The 17,422-nt window shown below is 38.8% G+C and carries 17 protein-coding genes and 1 riboswitch; of the genes, 10 read left to right on the top strand and 7 right to left on the bottom strand.

Annotated elements, in window-relative coordinates:
* Positions 1–85: 85 nt before the first annotated feature.
* Positions 86–310: riboswitch (cobalamin riboswitch) on the bottom strand.
* Between the two features lie 137 nt (positions 311–447).
* From IQ282_RS00425 to IQ282_RS00385, 9 genes are all read left to right on the top strand, one after another.
* Complete coding sequence (locus IQ282_RS00425) at positions 448–1,566, top strand: ABC transporter substrate-binding protein (RefSeq protein WP_194849973.1); 1,119 nt, start codon at positions 448–450, stop codon at positions 1,564–1,566.
* A complete protein-coding gene (locus IQ282_RS00420) occupies positions 1,563–2,561 on the top strand; it encodes a FecCD family ABC transporter permease (RefSeq protein WP_194849972.1) in 999 nt (332 codons plus the stop codon). The genes IQ282_RS00425 and IQ282_RS00420 overlap by 4 nt, the downstream gene beginning before the upstream one ends.
* Positions 2,561–3,322, top strand: a complete 762-nt coding sequence (locus IQ282_RS00415) for an ABC transporter ATP-binding protein (protein ID WP_194849971.1) — start codon at positions 2,561–2,563, stop codon at positions 3,320–3,322. The genes IQ282_RS00420 and IQ282_RS00415 overlap by 1 nt, the downstream gene beginning before the upstream one ends.
* Before the next feature lie 76 nt (positions 3,323–3,398).
* Positions 3,399–4,856 carry a DNA recombination protein RmuC gene (gene rmuC, locus IQ282_RS00410; RefSeq protein WP_194849970.1) on the top strand — a complete coding sequence of 486 codons (1,458 nt, stop codon included), beginning with the start codon at positions 3,399–3,401 and terminating at the stop codon, positions 4,854–4,856.
* A gap of 162 nt (positions 4,857–5,018) precedes the next feature.
* Complete coding sequence (locus tag IQ282_RS00405; RefSeq protein ID WP_194849969.1) at positions 5,019–5,639, top strand: hypothetical protein; 621 nt, start codon at positions 5,019–5,021, stop codon at positions 5,637–5,639.
* On the top strand, positions 5,623–6,336 hold the full coding sequence (locus tag IQ282_RS00400) for a DUF3307 domain-containing protein (RefSeq protein ID WP_194849968.1): 714 nt from the start codon (positions 5,623–5,625) through the stop codon (positions 6,334–6,336). The genes IQ282_RS00405 and IQ282_RS00400 overlap by 17 nt, the downstream gene beginning before the upstream one ends.
* The gene (locus tag IQ282_RS00395) at positions 6,333–6,701 is read left to right on the top strand and encodes a 6-phosphogluconate dehydrogenase (RefSeq protein ID WP_194849967.1); all 369 of its coding nucleotides are present in this window, start codon (positions 6,333–6,335) and stop codon (positions 6,699–6,701) included. Before IQ282_RS00400 ends, IQ282_RS00395 begins: the two co-directional genes overlap by 4 nt.
* A 129-nt stretch (positions 6,702–6,830) precedes the next feature.
* Entirely contained in the window at positions 6,831–7,373 is a 543-nt protein-coding gene (locus tag IQ282_RS00390; protein WP_194849966.1) for an acyl-CoA thioesterase, read from the top strand.
* Positions 7,374–7,659: 286 nt separating this feature from the next.
* Positions 7,660–7,797 (top strand): hypothetical protein, encoded by a 138-nt coding sequence (locus IQ282_RS00385; protein ID WP_194849965.1) that lies wholly within the window; start codon positions 7,660–7,662, stop codon positions 7,795–7,797.
* A gap of 764 nt (positions 7,798–8,561) precedes the next feature.
* Here IQ282_RS00385 and IQ282_RS00380 read toward each other — a convergent pair.
* The 3 genes from IQ282_RS00380 to rpmH all read right to left on the bottom strand — a co-directional run bounded on the left by IQ282_RS00380 (position 8,562) and on the right by rpmH (position 12,474).
* Positions 8,562–8,924 (bottom strand): hypothetical protein, encoded by a 363-nt coding sequence (locus IQ282_RS00380; protein WP_194849964.1) that lies wholly within the window; start codon positions 8,922–8,924, stop codon positions 8,562–8,564.
* 433 nt (positions 8,925–9,357) lie between these two features.
* Complete coding sequence (gene carB, locus IQ282_RS00375) at positions 9,358–12,210, bottom strand: carbamoyl-phosphate synthase large subunit (protein WP_194849963.1); 2,853 nt, start codon at positions 12,208–12,210, stop codon at positions 9,358–9,360.
* 99 nt (positions 12,211–12,309) lie between these two features.
* A complete protein-coding gene (gene rpmH, locus IQ282_RS00370; protein ID WP_194849962.1) occupies positions 12,310–12,474 on the bottom strand; it encodes a 50S ribosomal protein L34 in 165 nt (54 codons plus the stop codon).
* 394 nt (positions 12,475–12,868) lie between these two features.
* Here rpmH and IQ282_RS00365 point away from each other — a divergent pair, with 394 nt between their 5' ends.
* Complete coding sequence (locus IQ282_RS00365; RefSeq protein WP_194849961.1) at positions 12,869–13,384, top strand: DUF2892 domain-containing protein; 516 nt, start codon at positions 12,869–12,871, stop codon at positions 13,382–13,384.
* A gap of 540 nt (positions 13,385–13,924) precedes the next feature.
* On the opposite strand, the gene IQ282_RS00360 is transcribed toward IQ282_RS00365, so the two are convergent.
* The 4 genes from IQ282_RS00360 to pyrR all read right to left on the bottom strand — a co-directional run bounded on the left by IQ282_RS00360 (position 13,925) and on the right by pyrR (position 16,949).
* Positions 13,925–14,830 carry a ribonuclease Z gene (locus IQ282_RS00360; protein WP_194849960.1) on the bottom strand — a complete coding sequence of 302 codons (906 nt, stop codon included), beginning with the start codon at positions 14,828–14,830 and terminating at the stop codon, positions 13,925–13,927.
* A 313-nt stretch (positions 14,831–15,143) separates the two neighbouring features.
* Complete coding sequence (locus tag IQ282_RS00355) at positions 15,144–15,476, bottom strand: ribonuclease Z (RefSeq protein ID WP_194849959.1); 333 nt, start codon at positions 15,474–15,476, stop codon at positions 15,144–15,146.
* Positions 15,466–16,404, bottom strand: coding sequence for an aspartate carbamoyltransferase catalytic subunit (locus IQ282_RS00350; protein WP_194849958.1), 939 nt, complete (start codon positions 16,402–16,404; stop codon positions 15,466–15,468). Before IQ282_RS00350 ends, IQ282_RS00355 begins: the two co-directional genes overlap by 11 nt.
* Positions 16,404–16,949, bottom strand: coding sequence for a bifunctional pyr operon transcriptional regulator/uracil phosphoribosyltransferase PyrR (gene pyrR, locus IQ282_RS00345; protein ID WP_194849957.1), 546 nt, complete (start codon positions 16,947–16,949; stop codon positions 16,404–16,406). The genes IQ282_RS00350 and pyrR overlap by 1 nt, the downstream gene beginning before the upstream one ends.
* Positions 16,950–17,422 lie beyond the last annotated feature (473 nt).

Raw genomic sequence — 17,422 nt, 5'->3', positions numbered from 1 at the left:
TAGCATATGTTTTAGAATAAAACACACCCATTCACAGACTTTGCATCAGCCTGTTCCATCGCACCACCTTTATCCCGAAGGTTTTACAATTATTATTGTTGAGGCAGGTCTCCTGACTTAAATATTTTATGGCCTTCCCGATTTCTCAGTGACGTATCATAAAATCCCAGTTTCCTGGGCGATGTGAAAGCATCGATTCTTTACAGTTGCGGGAACAGTTCTGGAGTTACACCAGATTCCCTTTTAATACACTTTGGCTTTTTCCTATTTTGCTTTCGCGAAAGAAAAACAAACAACCATTATTTGGTTGCGAGTGGGGCCAAAGTGTAACCTTTAACAAGCTGCAAATGTACTGACATAATTTAATGTGGGAATAGAACTCCCTCAAATAATTTCTAGAACCGAAAGTGGGCAGCGCTTCCCGATATTAATTCTATTTTTGGGGTTATGAAAAAAATGGTTTTTGTTACTTGTTTTAGCTTCTTGGTTATTTTCATATCCTGTAAAAATGAAAATCCCGCAGTTCCAGCAACTTCCATCAAAGTTCTTGACAAACTAGAAGTGAAATATGCGACTGGATTTGACATAGAAACAACAGAAAACGGGTACCGTCTAACGATCAATAATCCATGGCCTAGCTCTACAGATACCCTACAACTAGAATTCAGTCGCGACGCTACTATTGGAGATGTTCAAATCCCCATTGAGAAGTTCATAGCGACTTCCACAACTCACATCACACCACTCGTTCTTTTAGGAGAAGAAAATAAACTCATAGGTTTCCCAGACACAGATTACATAAGTTCTAAAGTGATGCGACAACGCATTGATGCGGGAGATGTGGAAGATTTAGGTGCTAATGAAACTGTAAATCTAGAGCGTACCATTTCTTTAGAGCCAGATCTAGTTATGGGCTATGGAATTGATGCGGATAATCCTACCTATCAATCTATGATGGATGCAGGTATTCCAGTTCTTTACAACGGTGACTGGACAGAAACGCATCCGCTGGGAAGAGCAGAGTGGATTAAGGTTTTTGGGATTCTTTTTGATAAGGAAAAGGAATCATTTGAAATCTTCAACAAAATAGAAGATGATTATATCAAAGCTAAAGCGGCGGTTGCAGATCTTCAAAAACCAACGGTTATGGCCGGCGCCACTTGGAAAGATATTTGGTATTTACCTTACGGTAATTCCTGGCAGGGTACTTTGATTAAAGACGCTGGCGCAGACTACATATATGAGAATACAAATGGCTCAGGCTCATTATCCTACAACATAGAAAAAGTTCTGAAAGATGCGCAAAAAGCAGACTTCTGGATTGCCCCCAGTCAATACACGACTTATTCTAAAATGGTATCAGACAATCAAACCTACCAACTGTTTGATGCTTTCAAAAATAAGAAACTATATACGTTTGCTATTAAACAAGGCGCTACGGGCGGCGTGATTTACTATGAAGAAGCTTCTATGCGTCCAGATTTAGTTTTGAAAGATCTGATTACCATATTTCACGGAAATCCTAATCCTGAGAAACTATACTTTTTTGACAAATTAGAAGAGTGAAAGTAAAACACTATATATTCTTAATTTCCTTACTCCTGCTACTTTTTGTGGCAGATGTAGCTTTGGGATCCATTTATATTTCGGTTGAAGAATTATGGGCAATAGTATTAGGAAATTCTGACTCTACAAATCATTATATTATCACACAGTTGCGGTTACCCAGGGCCGTAATGGCAGTGTTAACCGGCGCCGGTCTTGCTATCGCGGGAATGTTAATGCAAACAATGTTTAGGAATCCACTGGCAGGTCCCTTTGTATTGGGAATTTCTTCAGGAGCCGGACTAGGAGTCGCTATTTCCATTATGGGGAGTTCACTTCTAGGGTTTAGCTTGATAACGGGTTTCGGTTTAATTGCCTCCAGTATTCTTGGGAGTCTAGCCGTATTTCTCTTAATAATTTTAATCTCACTGCGCATTAAGGACACAATGGGTCTATTAATTATTGGTTTAATGGTAGGCAGTTTAAGCAGCGCTGTGGTCGGTATTTTACAGTATTTCAGTCCCAGTGAGCAGTTGCGGCGTTATGTGTTTTGGGGACTGGGTAGTTTAGGAAACCTTACCTGGAATGAATTGGCAATTATTGCATCGTTGATTTTGCTATCATTGATCGGTTTGTTGTTAATTATCAAACCTCTCAATGCCTTGTTGTTGGGAGAAACCTATGCGCGCAGTTTAGGCATTAACTTGAAGCAAACTCGCTGGATTATAATTGCAATCACTTGTTTGCTAGCAGGGTCCATAACGGCGTTTGCAGGACCTATTGCATTTATAGGACTTGCCGTACCGCATATAGCTCGCATGTTATTATCAAGTATGGATCACAAAAAACTAATCCCGCTAGTCATTATTATCGGAGCCTCACTCCTACTGGCATGCGATATTGTAGCACAACTTCCGTTTTCAAATTATTCGCTCCCCATAAATGCAGTGACATCTCTAGTAGGCGCGCCACTTGTTATTTGGCTTATCGTTAAAAAAAGATACCTTCGATTCTGATGCTCGTTTTACAGGATATACAAATAGGTTATGAAAATGAAACCATTGCAAAATGTGTGGGTCATATCGCTTTCGCGAAAGCGAAATTCATAGCCATTATCGGTGCAAACGGTGTAGGTAAATCGACTTTACTAAGATGCATGGCCAGCGGAAATCATTTGCTAGAAGGAAACGTGTCTTTAAATGGGATAGCCATTAGGAAGGTGAATCTTGACGATCTAGCACAGCAAATCTCTATCCTAACCACCGATCGATCCATCAGTAAATCCATTACAGTAAATCAGTTATTAGAGATAAGCCGGGCGCCCTACACTAATTTTTTAGGGAGCTTGACAGCGATCGATCAAGAGATTATCAATAACATTATAACTGATTTTGAACTGGTTGACTTGCGGCACCGCCAGCTCTCTACCTTGAGTGATGGTCAATTGCAGCGTGCCTTGATAGCAAGGTCGCTCGTGCAACAAACAGATTATATTCTGATGGATGAACCTACCAGTCATTTAGACATCCATCATAAGGCAGAGTTACTGATCAAACTCAAAAGCTATTGTAAGAAATACGGAAAAACGATTCTTTTCTCTAGCCATGAAATTGCAATGGCAACTGCTCTCGCAGACCAAGTACTCTATTTTAACGATGAGTACATCAGGTTCAAAAGCGCGGCAGAATTTAAGGAGAATGATATTTTGCAGCAGCTTTTCCCGTCACCATATTTATCATGGCAGGATGGACAATATGTTTTGAAACAGTTAAAATAACTATTGTGCATAACTGCGCCAGCAGTTTTTAAACCAACCGTTGATCACTTTGTAACTTTAGCACAAATAAAACCTTATGACGCCAGATATATTTGCTGTAGTGTTGCTTGTTGCCGGTATAGTGGTCGGTACTTTGTTGGGTTGGTTTTTTGCAAAAAGCAAGTTTTCCACACCATTAGAATTTCTTAAAGACGAGAAAGAACGCTTGAAGTTGCTTCTATTAGAAAGTAAAGAGGTTGTTATAGATCGTGATCGTTTGCTTATAGAGCAAAGTTCATTAAATGCACAAATCTCGCAAAAGAAAGAAACGATTGAAGAGTTGCGCGACCGGCTTTTTAAAACAGAAGAAAACTTCACAATTCTCAACCAGCAGAAAGAAAGCCTAAGTGTCCAACTTGCTCAATTGCGGACGATCCACAAGAATTCTGAAGAAAAATACGCAGATTCTCGTGTCGAACTAGAGAAACTCAATGAGAAGTTTACAAAAGAATTTGAGAATCTCGCAAACAAAATATTAGACGAAAAAAGCACCAAATTCACCACTCAAAATAAAGTCAATATTGAGCAGATTTTGAATCCGCTCCAGGAGAAGATCAAGAGTTTTGAGAAACGTGTGGAAGATACACACAAGGATACAATTAACCGCCAGAGCTCACTGCGCCAGCAAATCATAGGTTTAAAAGAACTCAATGAGCAGATGAGCAAAGAAACCAGCAACCTGACCAAAGCCTTGAAAGGAGATTCAAAAATGCGTGGAAATTGGGGCGAACTCGTTCTCGAGCGTGTTTTAGAAAAATCAGGCCTAGAAAAAGGGTCAGAATATGAAGTCCAACAAAGTGTACGAACCGAAGAGGGAAAAACCTATTTTCCAGATGTAGTCGTTCACTTACCGGGAGGAAATAAAATGGTCATTGATTCTAAGGTTTCTCTAAATGCCTATGAACGCTGGGTGAATGAAGAAGATGAAACACTTCTTAATCAACATTTGAAGGCACATGTCGCTGCCTTGCGCAAGCATATCAATGATTTATCAGATAAGAATTATCACGAACTTTATTCCATTGAAAGTCCTGATTTTGTGTTGATGTTTGTTCCTATTGAGCCCGCCTTTGCAGCTGCTTTAAATGCTGACACCTCAATTTATACGGATGCTTTTGATAGGAATATCATTATCGTTACCCCTACCACATTACTTGCAACTTTACGAACGATCGATACGATGTGGCAAAATGAGAAACAGCAGAAAAACGCTCTTGACATCGCTAGAGCTGCTGGCTCACTCTATGATAAATTTGTGGGGCTGACAGAAGACCTCATTAAAGTAGGACAGCAAATGGATACAGTCCAAAAGACATACAAGTCTAGCATGAATAAGCTAAGTGAAGGTTCAGGGAATATTATAGGTCGGGTGGAACGATTAAAGAAGTTAGGAGCGAAAACGAACAAAGCTCTCAATGAAAAAATGGTGGGTCGTGCGCTGGATAATGATTCGGATTATTTGGAATTAAACAGCCCTGAAGACATCCGTGATTAAGTATTACTTAAAAAGGTAATAATTTTACTTATACTTCTATTATGTAATAATTGCAGGTGGGTTGTTCAATATTTCCTCTATACATTTAACTTATTACGTATTTAAGTAATAAATCTGAATATTACGTAAATATGTAATATATTTAATTATTTTAGCAGTATTATGGAGATTGTACTTTCTGGAGATATTATCAATTCAACCAAGGTAGCGCCACGGGTGTACCTTTCTATTCTGGAAGAATGGATGCCTAAATTTGCCAAAAAAAATAAACACAGTGTTTTTCAAGGGGATAGCTTTCAGTTACTTATAGCACAGCCCGAATTAGCTTTGCTAGCATGCATAGAATTAAAGTCAGCGCTTAAAAAAATTAAAAGTTTGGATGTTCGATTGTCCATAGGCTTAGGTTCCGTTGAATTTGAAAATGAATTTATTGAAAAATCCAACGGATCTGCATTCATAAGGTCTGGCAGAACTTTAGAAACATTGAAGGATAGCGGTCAACGTATTATGGTAAATAGCGAGCACCATCTTGATTTTTACATGAATGGTTGCTTGAGAGTCGCAGGCATTTTAATGGATCAATGGTCCATCAACAGTGCTGAGATGGTTAATGAAAGACTGAAAACTCCTGAAGATACTCAGGAAGAACTAGGTAAAAAGTTAGGGATAAAACAAGCTACAGCTAGCCGCAGGCTCAATCGTGCAAATTGGCAAGAAACAAAGGTATTAATGCACCTTTTTGATCAATACTATAAAGATGTAAGTCATGGCGTTATTGATTAAATTGTTAATTGCCCATTTACTGGGTGACTTTGTTTTCCAGACTCAGAAAAGTGTCAAACATAAGGAGAAGCACAAACTCAAGTCAATAAGACTGTATGTCCACGCTTTACTACATGGCTTACTTGCTCTGATAGCGCTTTGGGATTTGAGTCTATGGTATATCGCCCTAGTTATTGCCATCAGTCACTTACTTATTGATGCTGCTAAACTTTACAGTACAAATAAAAATAACAAGCGCTGGTTATATCTCACAGATCAGGTTGCGCATGTAGCGGTAATCATAACAATCTGGCTATTATATGATGGAACTTTAATAAATTTTGAGATAAAGGAATTACCGTTCCAATTCTGGGCATTAGTGTTATGTATTTTATTTTTGACCACACCAGTTGCCATAGCACTTAAGACTTTCTTTACACGCTGGAAATTAGATTCAGAAGTTACTGGCGTTGCATCTTTGAAAAATGCAGGAAAATGGATAGGCATGATTGAACGCTTGTTGATTTTCATTTTCGTAGTTATGGGACATTTTGAAGCTGTAGGGTTCTTGATTACGGCCAAATCGGTTTTTAGGTTTGGGGATTTGAGCAAGGCAAAGAACATGAAGTTGACGGAATATGTATTGATCGGGACATTGATTAGCTTTGGCATCGCTATTCTGACCGGTCTTGCCTTTCAGCAAATCGTATTATTATGAAAAAGATTCTAGGTGTCATTCTTGCTACCATTGTCCTCATGGCAATTTTATGGTACACCTTTTTATATTTCGCAACCTATTCTGATGGTTTCCGCAGTGGGGAATTGATCAAGTTCACTAGCAAGGGATATATTGTAAAAACCTGGGAAGGTGAAATATCCCAAGGAATAAGCGGTGCACAGATATTTTCTTTTTCGGTTCTGGATGAAGAGAAAGAAGTAATTGATAAATTAAAAGAGTATCAGGGTCAGTATGTAAAACTCGAGTATGAAGAACGATTTGGAACTCTTTTCTTTTGGGGAGATACTAAATATTTCATTACCGAGGTCACACTGGATCAATCGCCGCATTTCAATCGCAATTAGCCAGTTTCCAGTAAAAAGTTCCGGGTTCCAGTCAGTGCGCTATCATTTTTAGTTTAGTTCGCTTTCGCGAAAGCGGAATACATATAAACCTCCCTCACGACTCATAGTCCCAAAAACCTACACAAACCCATGCCCATAAAATTCAAAACACCCGAAGAATCAAGAGTTGTGATATCCATGTTGATGTTACCGTCACACGCCAATTTCTCTGGCAAAATCCACGGTGGGCACATATTATCATTGGTTGACCAGATTGCTTTTGCCTGCGCCTCAAAACACAGTAACAACTACTGTGTAACAGCAAGCGTGGACGTCGTTGATTTTCTAGCACCCATTGATGTGGGCGAAATGGTCACCCTCAAAGCGACCGTCAATTATGCGGGAAATACTTCCATGGTTATAGGAATACGCGTGGATGCAGAGGACATCAAGTCAGGAGCAAAAAAGCATTGTAATTCCAGTTATGTGACGATGGTTGCCAAAGATGAGAACGGAAAAACTGTGGCGGTACCTGGATTGAAACTAACAAGCGAAACCCATATCAGACGTTTTGCAAGGGAGATACGTCGTAAAGCTTTAAAAAGAGAGTCCGCAAGAGAGATGCAAGCCACTAACTTTTCTACAGATGAATTTGTGGAGCAATTAAAGAATTATAATGTGGAGTTGGACTAGTTGGAGTTTTATAGGGCAAAAGTTAAACCAGTCTTTTTTTAAAATCCACTCACCTAAAAACTCCTTTCCGAGAAAACGGAAAGGTGGGCAAAGTTAGCGATAGCTGATTTTGGTCGGATAGGTTGAAGTTCCAGTGAACTTAACTCTAACTATCAATTGCAAATAAGAATTGCTGTAACTTCAACCACTCCTGATCGCTTTGCCATGAACGGCCAAGACAATCTGTCCTCGCCTTTTTCTAGGCGAGGAGTTATAAGCACTTTGCTATAAAACATCAAAAATATTTATGCAAAAAAACCAATCCGAAAATAACAACTATAACAAGAGATCTACTTATTCTGACATTGGTAAAATGAAAGTAACCTACTTTAATTCAGATGAATTTGTGGAGCAATTAAAGAATTATAATGTCGAGTTGGACTAGTTGGAGTTCACAGAATAAAAGTTATTCCTCTAAAAAACTCCTTTCCGAGAAAACGGAAAGGTGGGCAAGTAAGCGATAGCAAACTTTGGTCGGATAGGTTGAAGTTCCAGTGAACTTAACTCTAACTATCAATTGCAAATAATTTTTGCTGCAACTTCAACCACTCCTGATTGCTTTGCCGGGAAAGGCAAAGACAATCTGTCCTCGCCTTTTTCTAGGCGAGGAGTTCCAAGCGCTTAGCGAATAAAAAAACTCAAACGTAGTTGTGAATAAAAACCGAATCGAAAATGTAAACCATGAGAATCATCCCACTTATTCTCTAATGGATGAAATGAAAGTAACCTACTTTAATTCAGATGAATTTGTGTAGCAGTTAAAGAATTATAATGTGGAGTTGGACTAGTTGGATTTATATCAGATGTAAATTAAACCGATCCATTTTCAAATACATTCTCCCAAAAAACTCCTTTCCGAGAAAACGGAAAGGTGGGCAAAGTAAGCGATAGCTGACTTTGGTCGGATAGGTTGAAGTTGCAGTAAACTAGAGCCTAGTTCTCAATTATAATAATCCTTACTACAACTTCAACCACTCCTGATCGCTTTGCCATGAACGGCCAAAACAATCTGTTCTCGCCTTTTTCTAGGCGAGGAGTCATCAGCGCGTTGGTAAAAGAGTTAAAAAAGTTTACTGAATAAAACCAATTGGAAAATAGGAACCGTGATAAGAAACCTAATTATTCTCAAAATAAACAAGCTCATTATTATTAATCAAATTTACCAAAAAACGGATTTTCCCTTCTTTTGAATTGGGCTTTTATCCCGTCCTTTGATGGCATCCACATCCATACACCAAAAACGCCTAAAAGTAAAAGACAAAAAGTATCATTCCTTTTTTGGGATTTAGATTTGACAAGTTTAGTCCAAGTGATCCACATAGCATAAGCCATAATAAATATTCCAGGAATAAACAACAGTTCAAACGCGTTATAATCTCCAAAGACACTTTCATAGCCAGCCTTAAAAAACCAAGCTGTAAAGATGAATGTGAGAATAGTTACAGTAAAGACAACTGTAATCCATCGTATTAGTCTTACGTGACTATAAACTGATTTGTGGTTAATCTCCATTAAAGGAATATACAAAATCTCTTCAAAACCAGGTTTGATTTTGTCGCTACATTAGTTAGTGATTACCAGTCAGTGTAATTTGATTCTAAAAATGGAATTAAGTGAAAATTATCTTTTCTTGAAATAATTGAATGCAACCTTCATAGTAGCTATGGTAGATCCTATCATTAAAAAATACATCATAACATACTGCTTTTGAAAAAAGCTTTCCGTAAACAAGTCAGTTAGACTTAAAACCAAAAGAATATTTGATATCACCCAAACAAATATAAATACCATTAGCACCTTCAACGATGGGTTAAACATAAAAGCGTCATTCAAGGTGTTTTTCGTATCTAAATTTGATTCTTCCATTACTTCTTTATCTTTTGACCTAACGTTCAATTGTATTCTGAACTCATAGCTCACAAACTCAAAGACTCGCTAACTAGAATTACTTACTCAAATACATCCTACGTCTAGCATACAGTTCGTAGAATTCATCGTCTTTTAAGTCGTCAATAAACAAAATGCTTTCTCCGGTGGATTTCATCTCTGGTCCCAATCGTTTGTCGACATTCGGGAATTTATTAAAGGAGAAAACGGGTTGCTTGATCGCATAACCCTTTAATTGTGGGTTGAAATTAAAGTCGGTTACCTTATTTACACCTAGCATTACTTTGGTAGCATAATTCACGTACGGCTCGCCATAAGCCTTGGCAATAAAAGGAACCGTTCTAGACGCTCGCGGATTTGCCTCTATGATATAAACGATATCATCCTTAATTGCAAATTGTATATTGATCAACCCAACCGTTTTGAGTGCAAGTGCGATTTTCTTGGTATGATCCTTTATTTGCTGCATTACCAAATCGCCCAAAGTAAATGGTGGTAACAACGCATTAGAATCTCCAGAGTGAACACCACATGGTTCGATGTGTTCCATAATTCCTATGATGTACACATTTTCTCCATCACAGATAGCATCTGCTTCTGCTTCTATCGCACCATCAAGATAATGATCAAGTAACAAAACGTTGTTTGGAATCTTGCGTAGGATGTCCACAACGTGTTCTTCAAGTTCCTGTTTATTGATTACAATCTTCATTCCCTGACCACCTAGAACGTAGGATGGCCTTACCAAAATCGGGAAGTCCAGCTTATCAGAAACTCTCAATGCCTCATCTGGAGTGGTCGCAATATCAAATTCTGGAAAAGGAATATCAATGTCCTGTAATAATTTTGAAAAACGTCCGCGATCTTCTGCAAGATCCAGCGCATCATAACTCGTTCCTATAATCTTGATGCCGTAACGGTGTAGTTTTTCGGCTAGCTTTAAGGCTGTTTGTCCGCCCAATTGTACGATCACACCTTCTGGCTTTTCATGACGAATAATGTCATAAATATGTTCCCAGAAAACAGGCTCAAAATAAAGTTTGTCTGCTGTGTCAAAATCGGTAGAAACGGTTTCTGGATTACAGTTGATCATAATCGCTTCATAGCCACATTCCTGAGCGGCATAAACGCCATGAACACAACAGTAATCAAACTCGATTCCCTGTCCAATTCTGTTTGGTCCAGAACCTAAAACGATCACTTTTTTCTTGTCACTTACAATACTTTCGTTCTGCGCAGACCTCACGCCATCTGGTGTTTCAACATCTGCTTCAAACGTACTGTAGTAGTAAGGCGTTTCTGCCTTAAATTCTGCCGCACAGGTGTCTACAAGTTTATAAACGCGATTGATGTTCATTTCATCACGCTTGTCATGAACCTCAGACTCTTTACAGCCCAACATGTGTGCTATTTGTCGATCAGCAAATCCTTTTTGTTTTGCTTCTAGGAGCAGCTTTCGCGAAAGCGAACTTATTTCAAACTTCCCTATTTCTACTTCAAGTTCATAAAGCTCCTCAAATTGTTTCAAATACCACATGTCGATGCGCGTGATCTCGTGGATTCTCGACAATGAGATTCCCATGGCAACAGCATCATACAGTGCGAAAACGCGATCCCAACTTGCATGGGTCAACTTCTCGATCACCTGATTGTAATCGGTATAACTTTTACCATCTGCGCCCAGTCCATTGCGTTTAATCTCTAGAGATTGGGTGGCTTTATGTAGTGCTTCTTGAAAGGAACGGCCTATTCCCATCACTTCTCCTACAGACTTCATCTGTAATCCCAGTTTACGGTCTGACCCCTCAAACTTATCAAAATTCCATCGCGGAATCTTAACAATTACATAGTCTAAAGTTGGTTCAAAAAGAGCGCTGGTCGATTTTGTAATTTGATTGTCCAGCTCATCCAGCGTATATCCTATAGCTAGTTTTGAAGCTATTTTAGCAATAGGATAACCTGTCGCTTTTGAGGCTAATGCGCTAGAACGCGACACTCGAGGATTGATTTCAATGGCAATAATATCCTCATTCTCGTCAGGACTAACGGCAAATTGAACATTACAACCACCCGCAAACTCACCGATACTGCGCATCATGTGAATCGCCATATCACGCATTTTTTGGTAGGTACGATCTGATAATGTCATCGCTGGCGCAACGGTTATAGAATCACCAGTATGGATTCCCATGGGATCCATATTTTCTATCGTACAAATGATCACAACGTTGTCGTTATCATCCCGTAACAATTCCAGTTCATATTCCTTCCATCCCAATAAAGCTTTATCAATCAAGACTTCATGAATGGGCGATGCTTCTAGACCACGGGTCAATAATTCTTCAAACTCCTCCTCGTTGTGGACAAAACTTGCGCCGAAACCTCCCAATGTGAACGATGGTCGAATTACTAATGGAAAACCAAACTCCTGTGCAATTTCTTTTCCTTTCAAAAATGAATTTGCCGTATTTGCAGGTGCCACTGGCACCCCTATTTTATGCATTAAACCTTTGAACTTGTCCCGATCTTCTGTGATATTAATCGCGTCAATATCGACTCCTATAATCTCTACATTATTATCTTCCCAGATTCCTTTCTCGTCTGCTTCAATACATAAATTTAATGCTGTTTGACCTCCCATGGTGGGCAATACTGCATCAATCTGTGGGTGTTCTGCAAGGATTTTTCTTAACGATTTAGTCGTCAATGGCAACAAATACACATGATCTGCCATCGATGGATCTGTCATGATGGTTGCCGGGTTTGAATTGATAAGAATAGTTTCTATTCCTTCCTCAGTGAGCGAGCGCAGCGCTTGGGAGCCTGCATAGTCAAATTCACATGCTTGACCTATAATGATCGGGCCGCTGCCTATTAATAATATGGATTTGAGATCTTTTCTTTTCGGCATTTGTCTGGTTACTTAAAGGTTATGGGAATTCGCTTTAGGGTACAAAAAAAGGCGTTACTTCTAAAAAAGTAACGCCTATTATTTATTAAAAAAGAGTCATTATCTCTTGTGTCTTCTTTCTGTAGAAACTGATAATTTCTTACGACCCTTTGCTCTACGACGAGCGATAACTTTACGACCATTTGCAGAAGCCATGCGCTCTCTGAAACCGTGTTTGTTTCTTCTCTTTCTCTTACTAGGTTGGTATGTTCTCTTTTGTGCCATCGTGTAATTATATAATAATAAAGGGTAGTAGCTTAGTTTTTAATCGGGTGCAAAGATAGAAAGTCTTTGAGACTACACAACGTTTACGTATAATATTTATTAGGAAAATCAACTGCTTATCAACATTGCTCTCCATAAAGTGTAAAACTAAGCTTATCACTGTAATATTCACCATCTGTCTAGGTGCCATAACAGCGTAAAATAACTATTATTAAAAGGAAGCCTTAAGTGCACCCACCACTTGCAAGGGTCAGCTTACTGTTCTAATGATAAGATTATGGCAATAGCTGTTTTTTATAAGAGGTATATTAAGTTCTGAAACTTCATTAAGAACTCTTTGAGTCTTAGGATATCTCTGACGTTACTTATATTTGCAACCCAAACGAAAATATTCATGTTTAATAAAAATATCAAATTAGTACTTGCTGCTTTAATTGTAGCTCTTGCAGTATTTCAGTTCACTAAAAACGAGATTCTTACAGGGATAATGCTGATATTACTTTCGGGAATATTCATATTTCTATACTTCAAGAACGAAATTATTTTGCTGGCTTTTTTGAGATTGAGAAAGCAAGATTTTCCAGGAGCTCAAAAATGGCTCTCCAAAATTAAAAATCCAGAAGCAGCACTTGTCACTAAACAACAAGGTTATTACAACTACCTACAAGGATTGATGATCTCACAAACTAATATGACGCAGGCTGAAAAATATTTTCGCAGAGCGATTAAATTGGGTTTAAATATGGATCAAGATCTCGCTGTCGCGAAATTGAACTTAGCCGGAATCGCAATGACAAAAAGACGTAAACGCGAGGCTACAACTCTTTTAACAGAAGCGAAAAAACTAGACAAACACGGCATGCTAGCTGATCAGGTAAAAATGATGAAGCAGCAGATGAAGAAAATATAGTTATTGACAGTTGACTTGTCGACTTGTTGACAGCAGACGGCTGACTTCTTGAAGATAGACAATTGACTTAATGACGAATTAAGAAGCTAGACTAAAGAGAAAAGACTTTTCAAATGCCAGATAGAGTTCAACCCTTCTACTACAGGCCGTTCAAGAATAGTTTTCTAGCAACATTACCAATTCTCAATTTGCTGCCTTCGACTCCTTTCAGGCAATAGCAAATTTTGCTTGCCGATTACCAATTTTGCTCTTAATTGCAGGTTTAAAAACTCCTTACCTCAGATGAGATGAGGGAAGGTGGATCACGCGATGGCGATAGCCATGCGTGAGACGGATGGGTTGAAGATTTACAAAACCCGAAATCTAAAGTGAATCCAGATATAATTTCAAATACTCACAACACCTCACCCCAGACCTCTCCAACGGAGAGGGAGCTAGATCTGGTTTATAAAATGGAGCTTTTTGATGTTTTGGAGTACGTCGCGTAACGCATTTCAGAAACTACGTTCCTTTTATGATTTCGGATTCATCATTCTTAATTCACAATTCGAAAACCTTCCCATCTAGCGCACAGTGTGAATTTTCAAATATAGGCCGTGCCTCATCCGTAAACATGTCGTACGATTTGTATCGAGAGGAATAGTGGCCTAAAATCAGCATTCCAACATCAGCTTTTTGTGCAATAGTTGCTGCCTGTGCGGCGGTACTGTGCTTTGTTTTCTTACAAAGATATTCATGTGGTTTAAGAAAAGTGCTCTCATGGTAAAGAGCGGTTACTTCCTTGATCTGAGCAACCATATTTTCCTTATACATAGTATCACTACAGAAGGCATAGCTTTTAGGCGGGTTACCAGCGGTCGTCAATCTAGAATTCTCGATTATATCGCCATTTTCTCTGACATAATCGGAGCCTTGTTTGATTTTTCGATAATATGCTTTTTCAACATCCAGCTCTTCACAAGCAATGATGTCTAGGCTTAAGTCACCCGGCTTCTCGCGGATTAGGAACCCGTTTGTGTACACTCGATGAATGAGTGGAATTGTTGTCACGCTTACTGTTTCATCTTCAAAAATCTGAGTCGCAACTGTTTCCTCTAATTCGGTGAAATATAGTTCAAAAGGCATGAAACTATTTCCTAAGCGCAACTGTAATTCGATCATCTCCCTAATGCCTTTTGGTCCATAAATATGTAATGGTTTATCACGACCTAACAAACAAAATGTCGAAATGAGCCCTATCAATCCATACACATGATCGCCATGTAAATGCGAAATGAAGATATGTTTGATACGAGCAAATTTTACATTGTTGCGACGCATTGCCATTTGTGTTCCTTCACCGCAATCGATAAGAAACAAATGGCCTCTTACCTCCAGTATTTGTGCTGTGGGACGCGCATTATCACGAGGTGTTGCGCTATGACAACCTAATATAGTTAGTTTCAAATTGGTTTTTATCTTATTATTAGACGTGGTAATGATCGTAAGTTTACTACTGACCTTACCTAGACAGTAAGCGACACTAGAATAAATGAAGATTTAGAGTTGACCTACACAAGAAGATATGGACAAAATTAGGTGCAGTCTCTACTTCTTTACTTCAAAAAAATGCTCCAATCATTAAAGAAGTTGAAGCAAAATAAAAAATCTGATCTATCATTCAATTCAGAAAAATCACAATCATTATTATTTGATGGTTTTTAAGCTTTAGACTTAAGGCATATTTTAAATTAGCTAAACACTGTCCCTGAAAATCTTTTTAAAAGCCTAGGTCTCGCTCAATCTCTTCCATGTCAATAATATCTTCCGCCTCCTGTATTGTGGGAACTACTAATAATTCATCGGGAATATCGTCTGGAGAGATAGCAGAAGTTACGATAACTAAAGATTTTTTGAGTGCTCTGTGTGTATTGCTCAACGTTAAAAAGCAGAGCAAGTCCTGTAGGCTCATTGTATCGTATTTCAAAATATCAATAACGATGTTTACCTCGTTGAACTTATCATGGATGCGAGTAAGGAAGTTGGCAAAATCGCAAACATCATCTTGATCGTCTTGCAACAAAGTGTATTTTTCGAATATTTTACTGGTCATTATGTTGAATTTTTGAGGCTATCAGATATAATACCGCCATGCGTATGGCAACCCCATTTTCTACTTGATTTAATATTATTGCCTGCCCGGAGTCCGCTACCTCACTGGTGATTTCTACACCGCGATTGATAGGTCCGGGATGCATGATCACAATTTCTTTATCTAGACTGTCCAGGATTTCCTGATTCACTCCGTATTGCTGTACATATTCTCGCACGCTGGGGAAATAAGAAATATCCATTCTTTCATTCTGTACACGCAGCATATTTGCCACGTCGCACCATTGCAATGCCTTTTTAAGATTCAGCTCTACTTTTACCCCTAGATCTGCAATGTGACGCGGGATCAATGTTGCTGGTCCACAAACCATAACCTCAGCGCCCAATTTCTTGAGGCAGTAAATATTTGAAAGCGCTACCCGACTGTGCAGGATATCGCCTACTATCACCACTTTCTTTCCATCCAGAGAACCTAACTTTTCCCGAATGGAATAACTATCGAGCAAGGCTTGTGTAGGATGTTCATGAGCACCATCACCAGCGTTAACAATTCTGGCATTGACGTGCTTAGATAAAAATACTCCAGCACCAGGATTAGGATGACGCATTACCACGATATCCACTTTCATCGCGAGTATATTATTAACGGTATCAATTAATGTTTCTCCCTTCTTAACTGAACTTTGAGCCGAACTGAAATTGATTACATCTGCACTCAGGCGTTTTTCGGCAAGTTCAAAGGATAGTTTTGTTCTAGTGGAGTTCTCAAAGAAAAGGTTAGCGATGGTAATATCTCGTAGTGATGGAACTTTTTTAATCGGTCTATTGATGACTTCTTTGAACTGATCTGCAGTCGTGAGGATCAATTGAATATCCTCTTTTGTAAGCTCTTTGATTCCCAGTAGATGATCGACGCTCAATTGACTCATTAATCTTCAGATTTTAAAAGGTAAACGGCGTCTTCATCTGCATTTTCCTTCCAGTGTACTTTTACTTTTTGGTTGCCTATAGCATCTACTTGACGTCCATTGTAATCGGGTTGTATAGGGAGATGTCTAGAAAAACGGCGGTCAATTAGAGTCAGCAGTTCCACAGTTTTAGGCCGTCCGAAGGATTGCAAAGCCGTCAAAGCAGCGTTGATACTGCGACCTGTATATAAAACGTCGTCTACAATAACCACGTCTTTGTTTTCTATAATAAAATGGATCTCTGTACTGTTTGCTTTCAATGGCTCTTCCCCACGTCTAAAATCATCCCTATAAAAGGTTATATCCAGCAAACCTGTTTGCAGATTCTGAATTTGATAATGTTCCTTAAGCACTTTTTCTAAGCGTCTGAGAAGAAAGGCGCCTCGCGGTTGAACACCTATGAGTACGGTGTTCTTGAAATCGCTGTGATTCTCTATCAATTGGCAAGCCAGCCGGTGCAATATCATATCCAGTTGGGCGGCGTTGAGAAGAATTTTCTGGCTCATTAACGGTTCTAATGAACGCAAAGATAACACTTCGACTGCGCTCAGTGACCGCTAGTGAAGAAAAACCCTTTGTCTGCATGAACACTGGGGCTTCTCTGAAGTATTTAGGAGGGAAGGTTTACAGAAAACATCTGAATACTTTCTCAATTCAAGAGCGTATCATTTGCGTTAGGGATCGCAGTGAAAATCCTTTATAATGTAAATCGAGTGCAACGGGTTTTACATTATAAAGATTGTAGCGTAGAGCCCGACCACAAACTTAAGCGAAAGCGAAAGCTTGTGGAAACGCCCAGATTAAAATCAAAATCAAATAAAAAGCCTGCCGAAACACACAAATTGATATCATAATAAATGTCTCGTCCTAAATAACCGATACAGATTATTGAAGGATTAAATTTATTACTTAAAGCTCAACGATGCTAGCATCGTTGAGCTTTTTTGATTTGTACTGTTTTCTTTTGAGTTTATTCTGT

Origin of the sequence: Nonlabens antarcticus (assembly GCF_015356755.1) — a bacterium.
In the GTDB taxonomy this organism is placed as follows: Bacteria; Bacteroidota; Bacteroidia; order Flavobacteriales; family Flavobacteriaceae; genus Nonlabens; species Nonlabens antarcticus.
The sequence above is the reverse complement of the archived record's forward strand: the minus strand, read 5'-3'. Positions and strand labels throughout refer to the sequence as shown.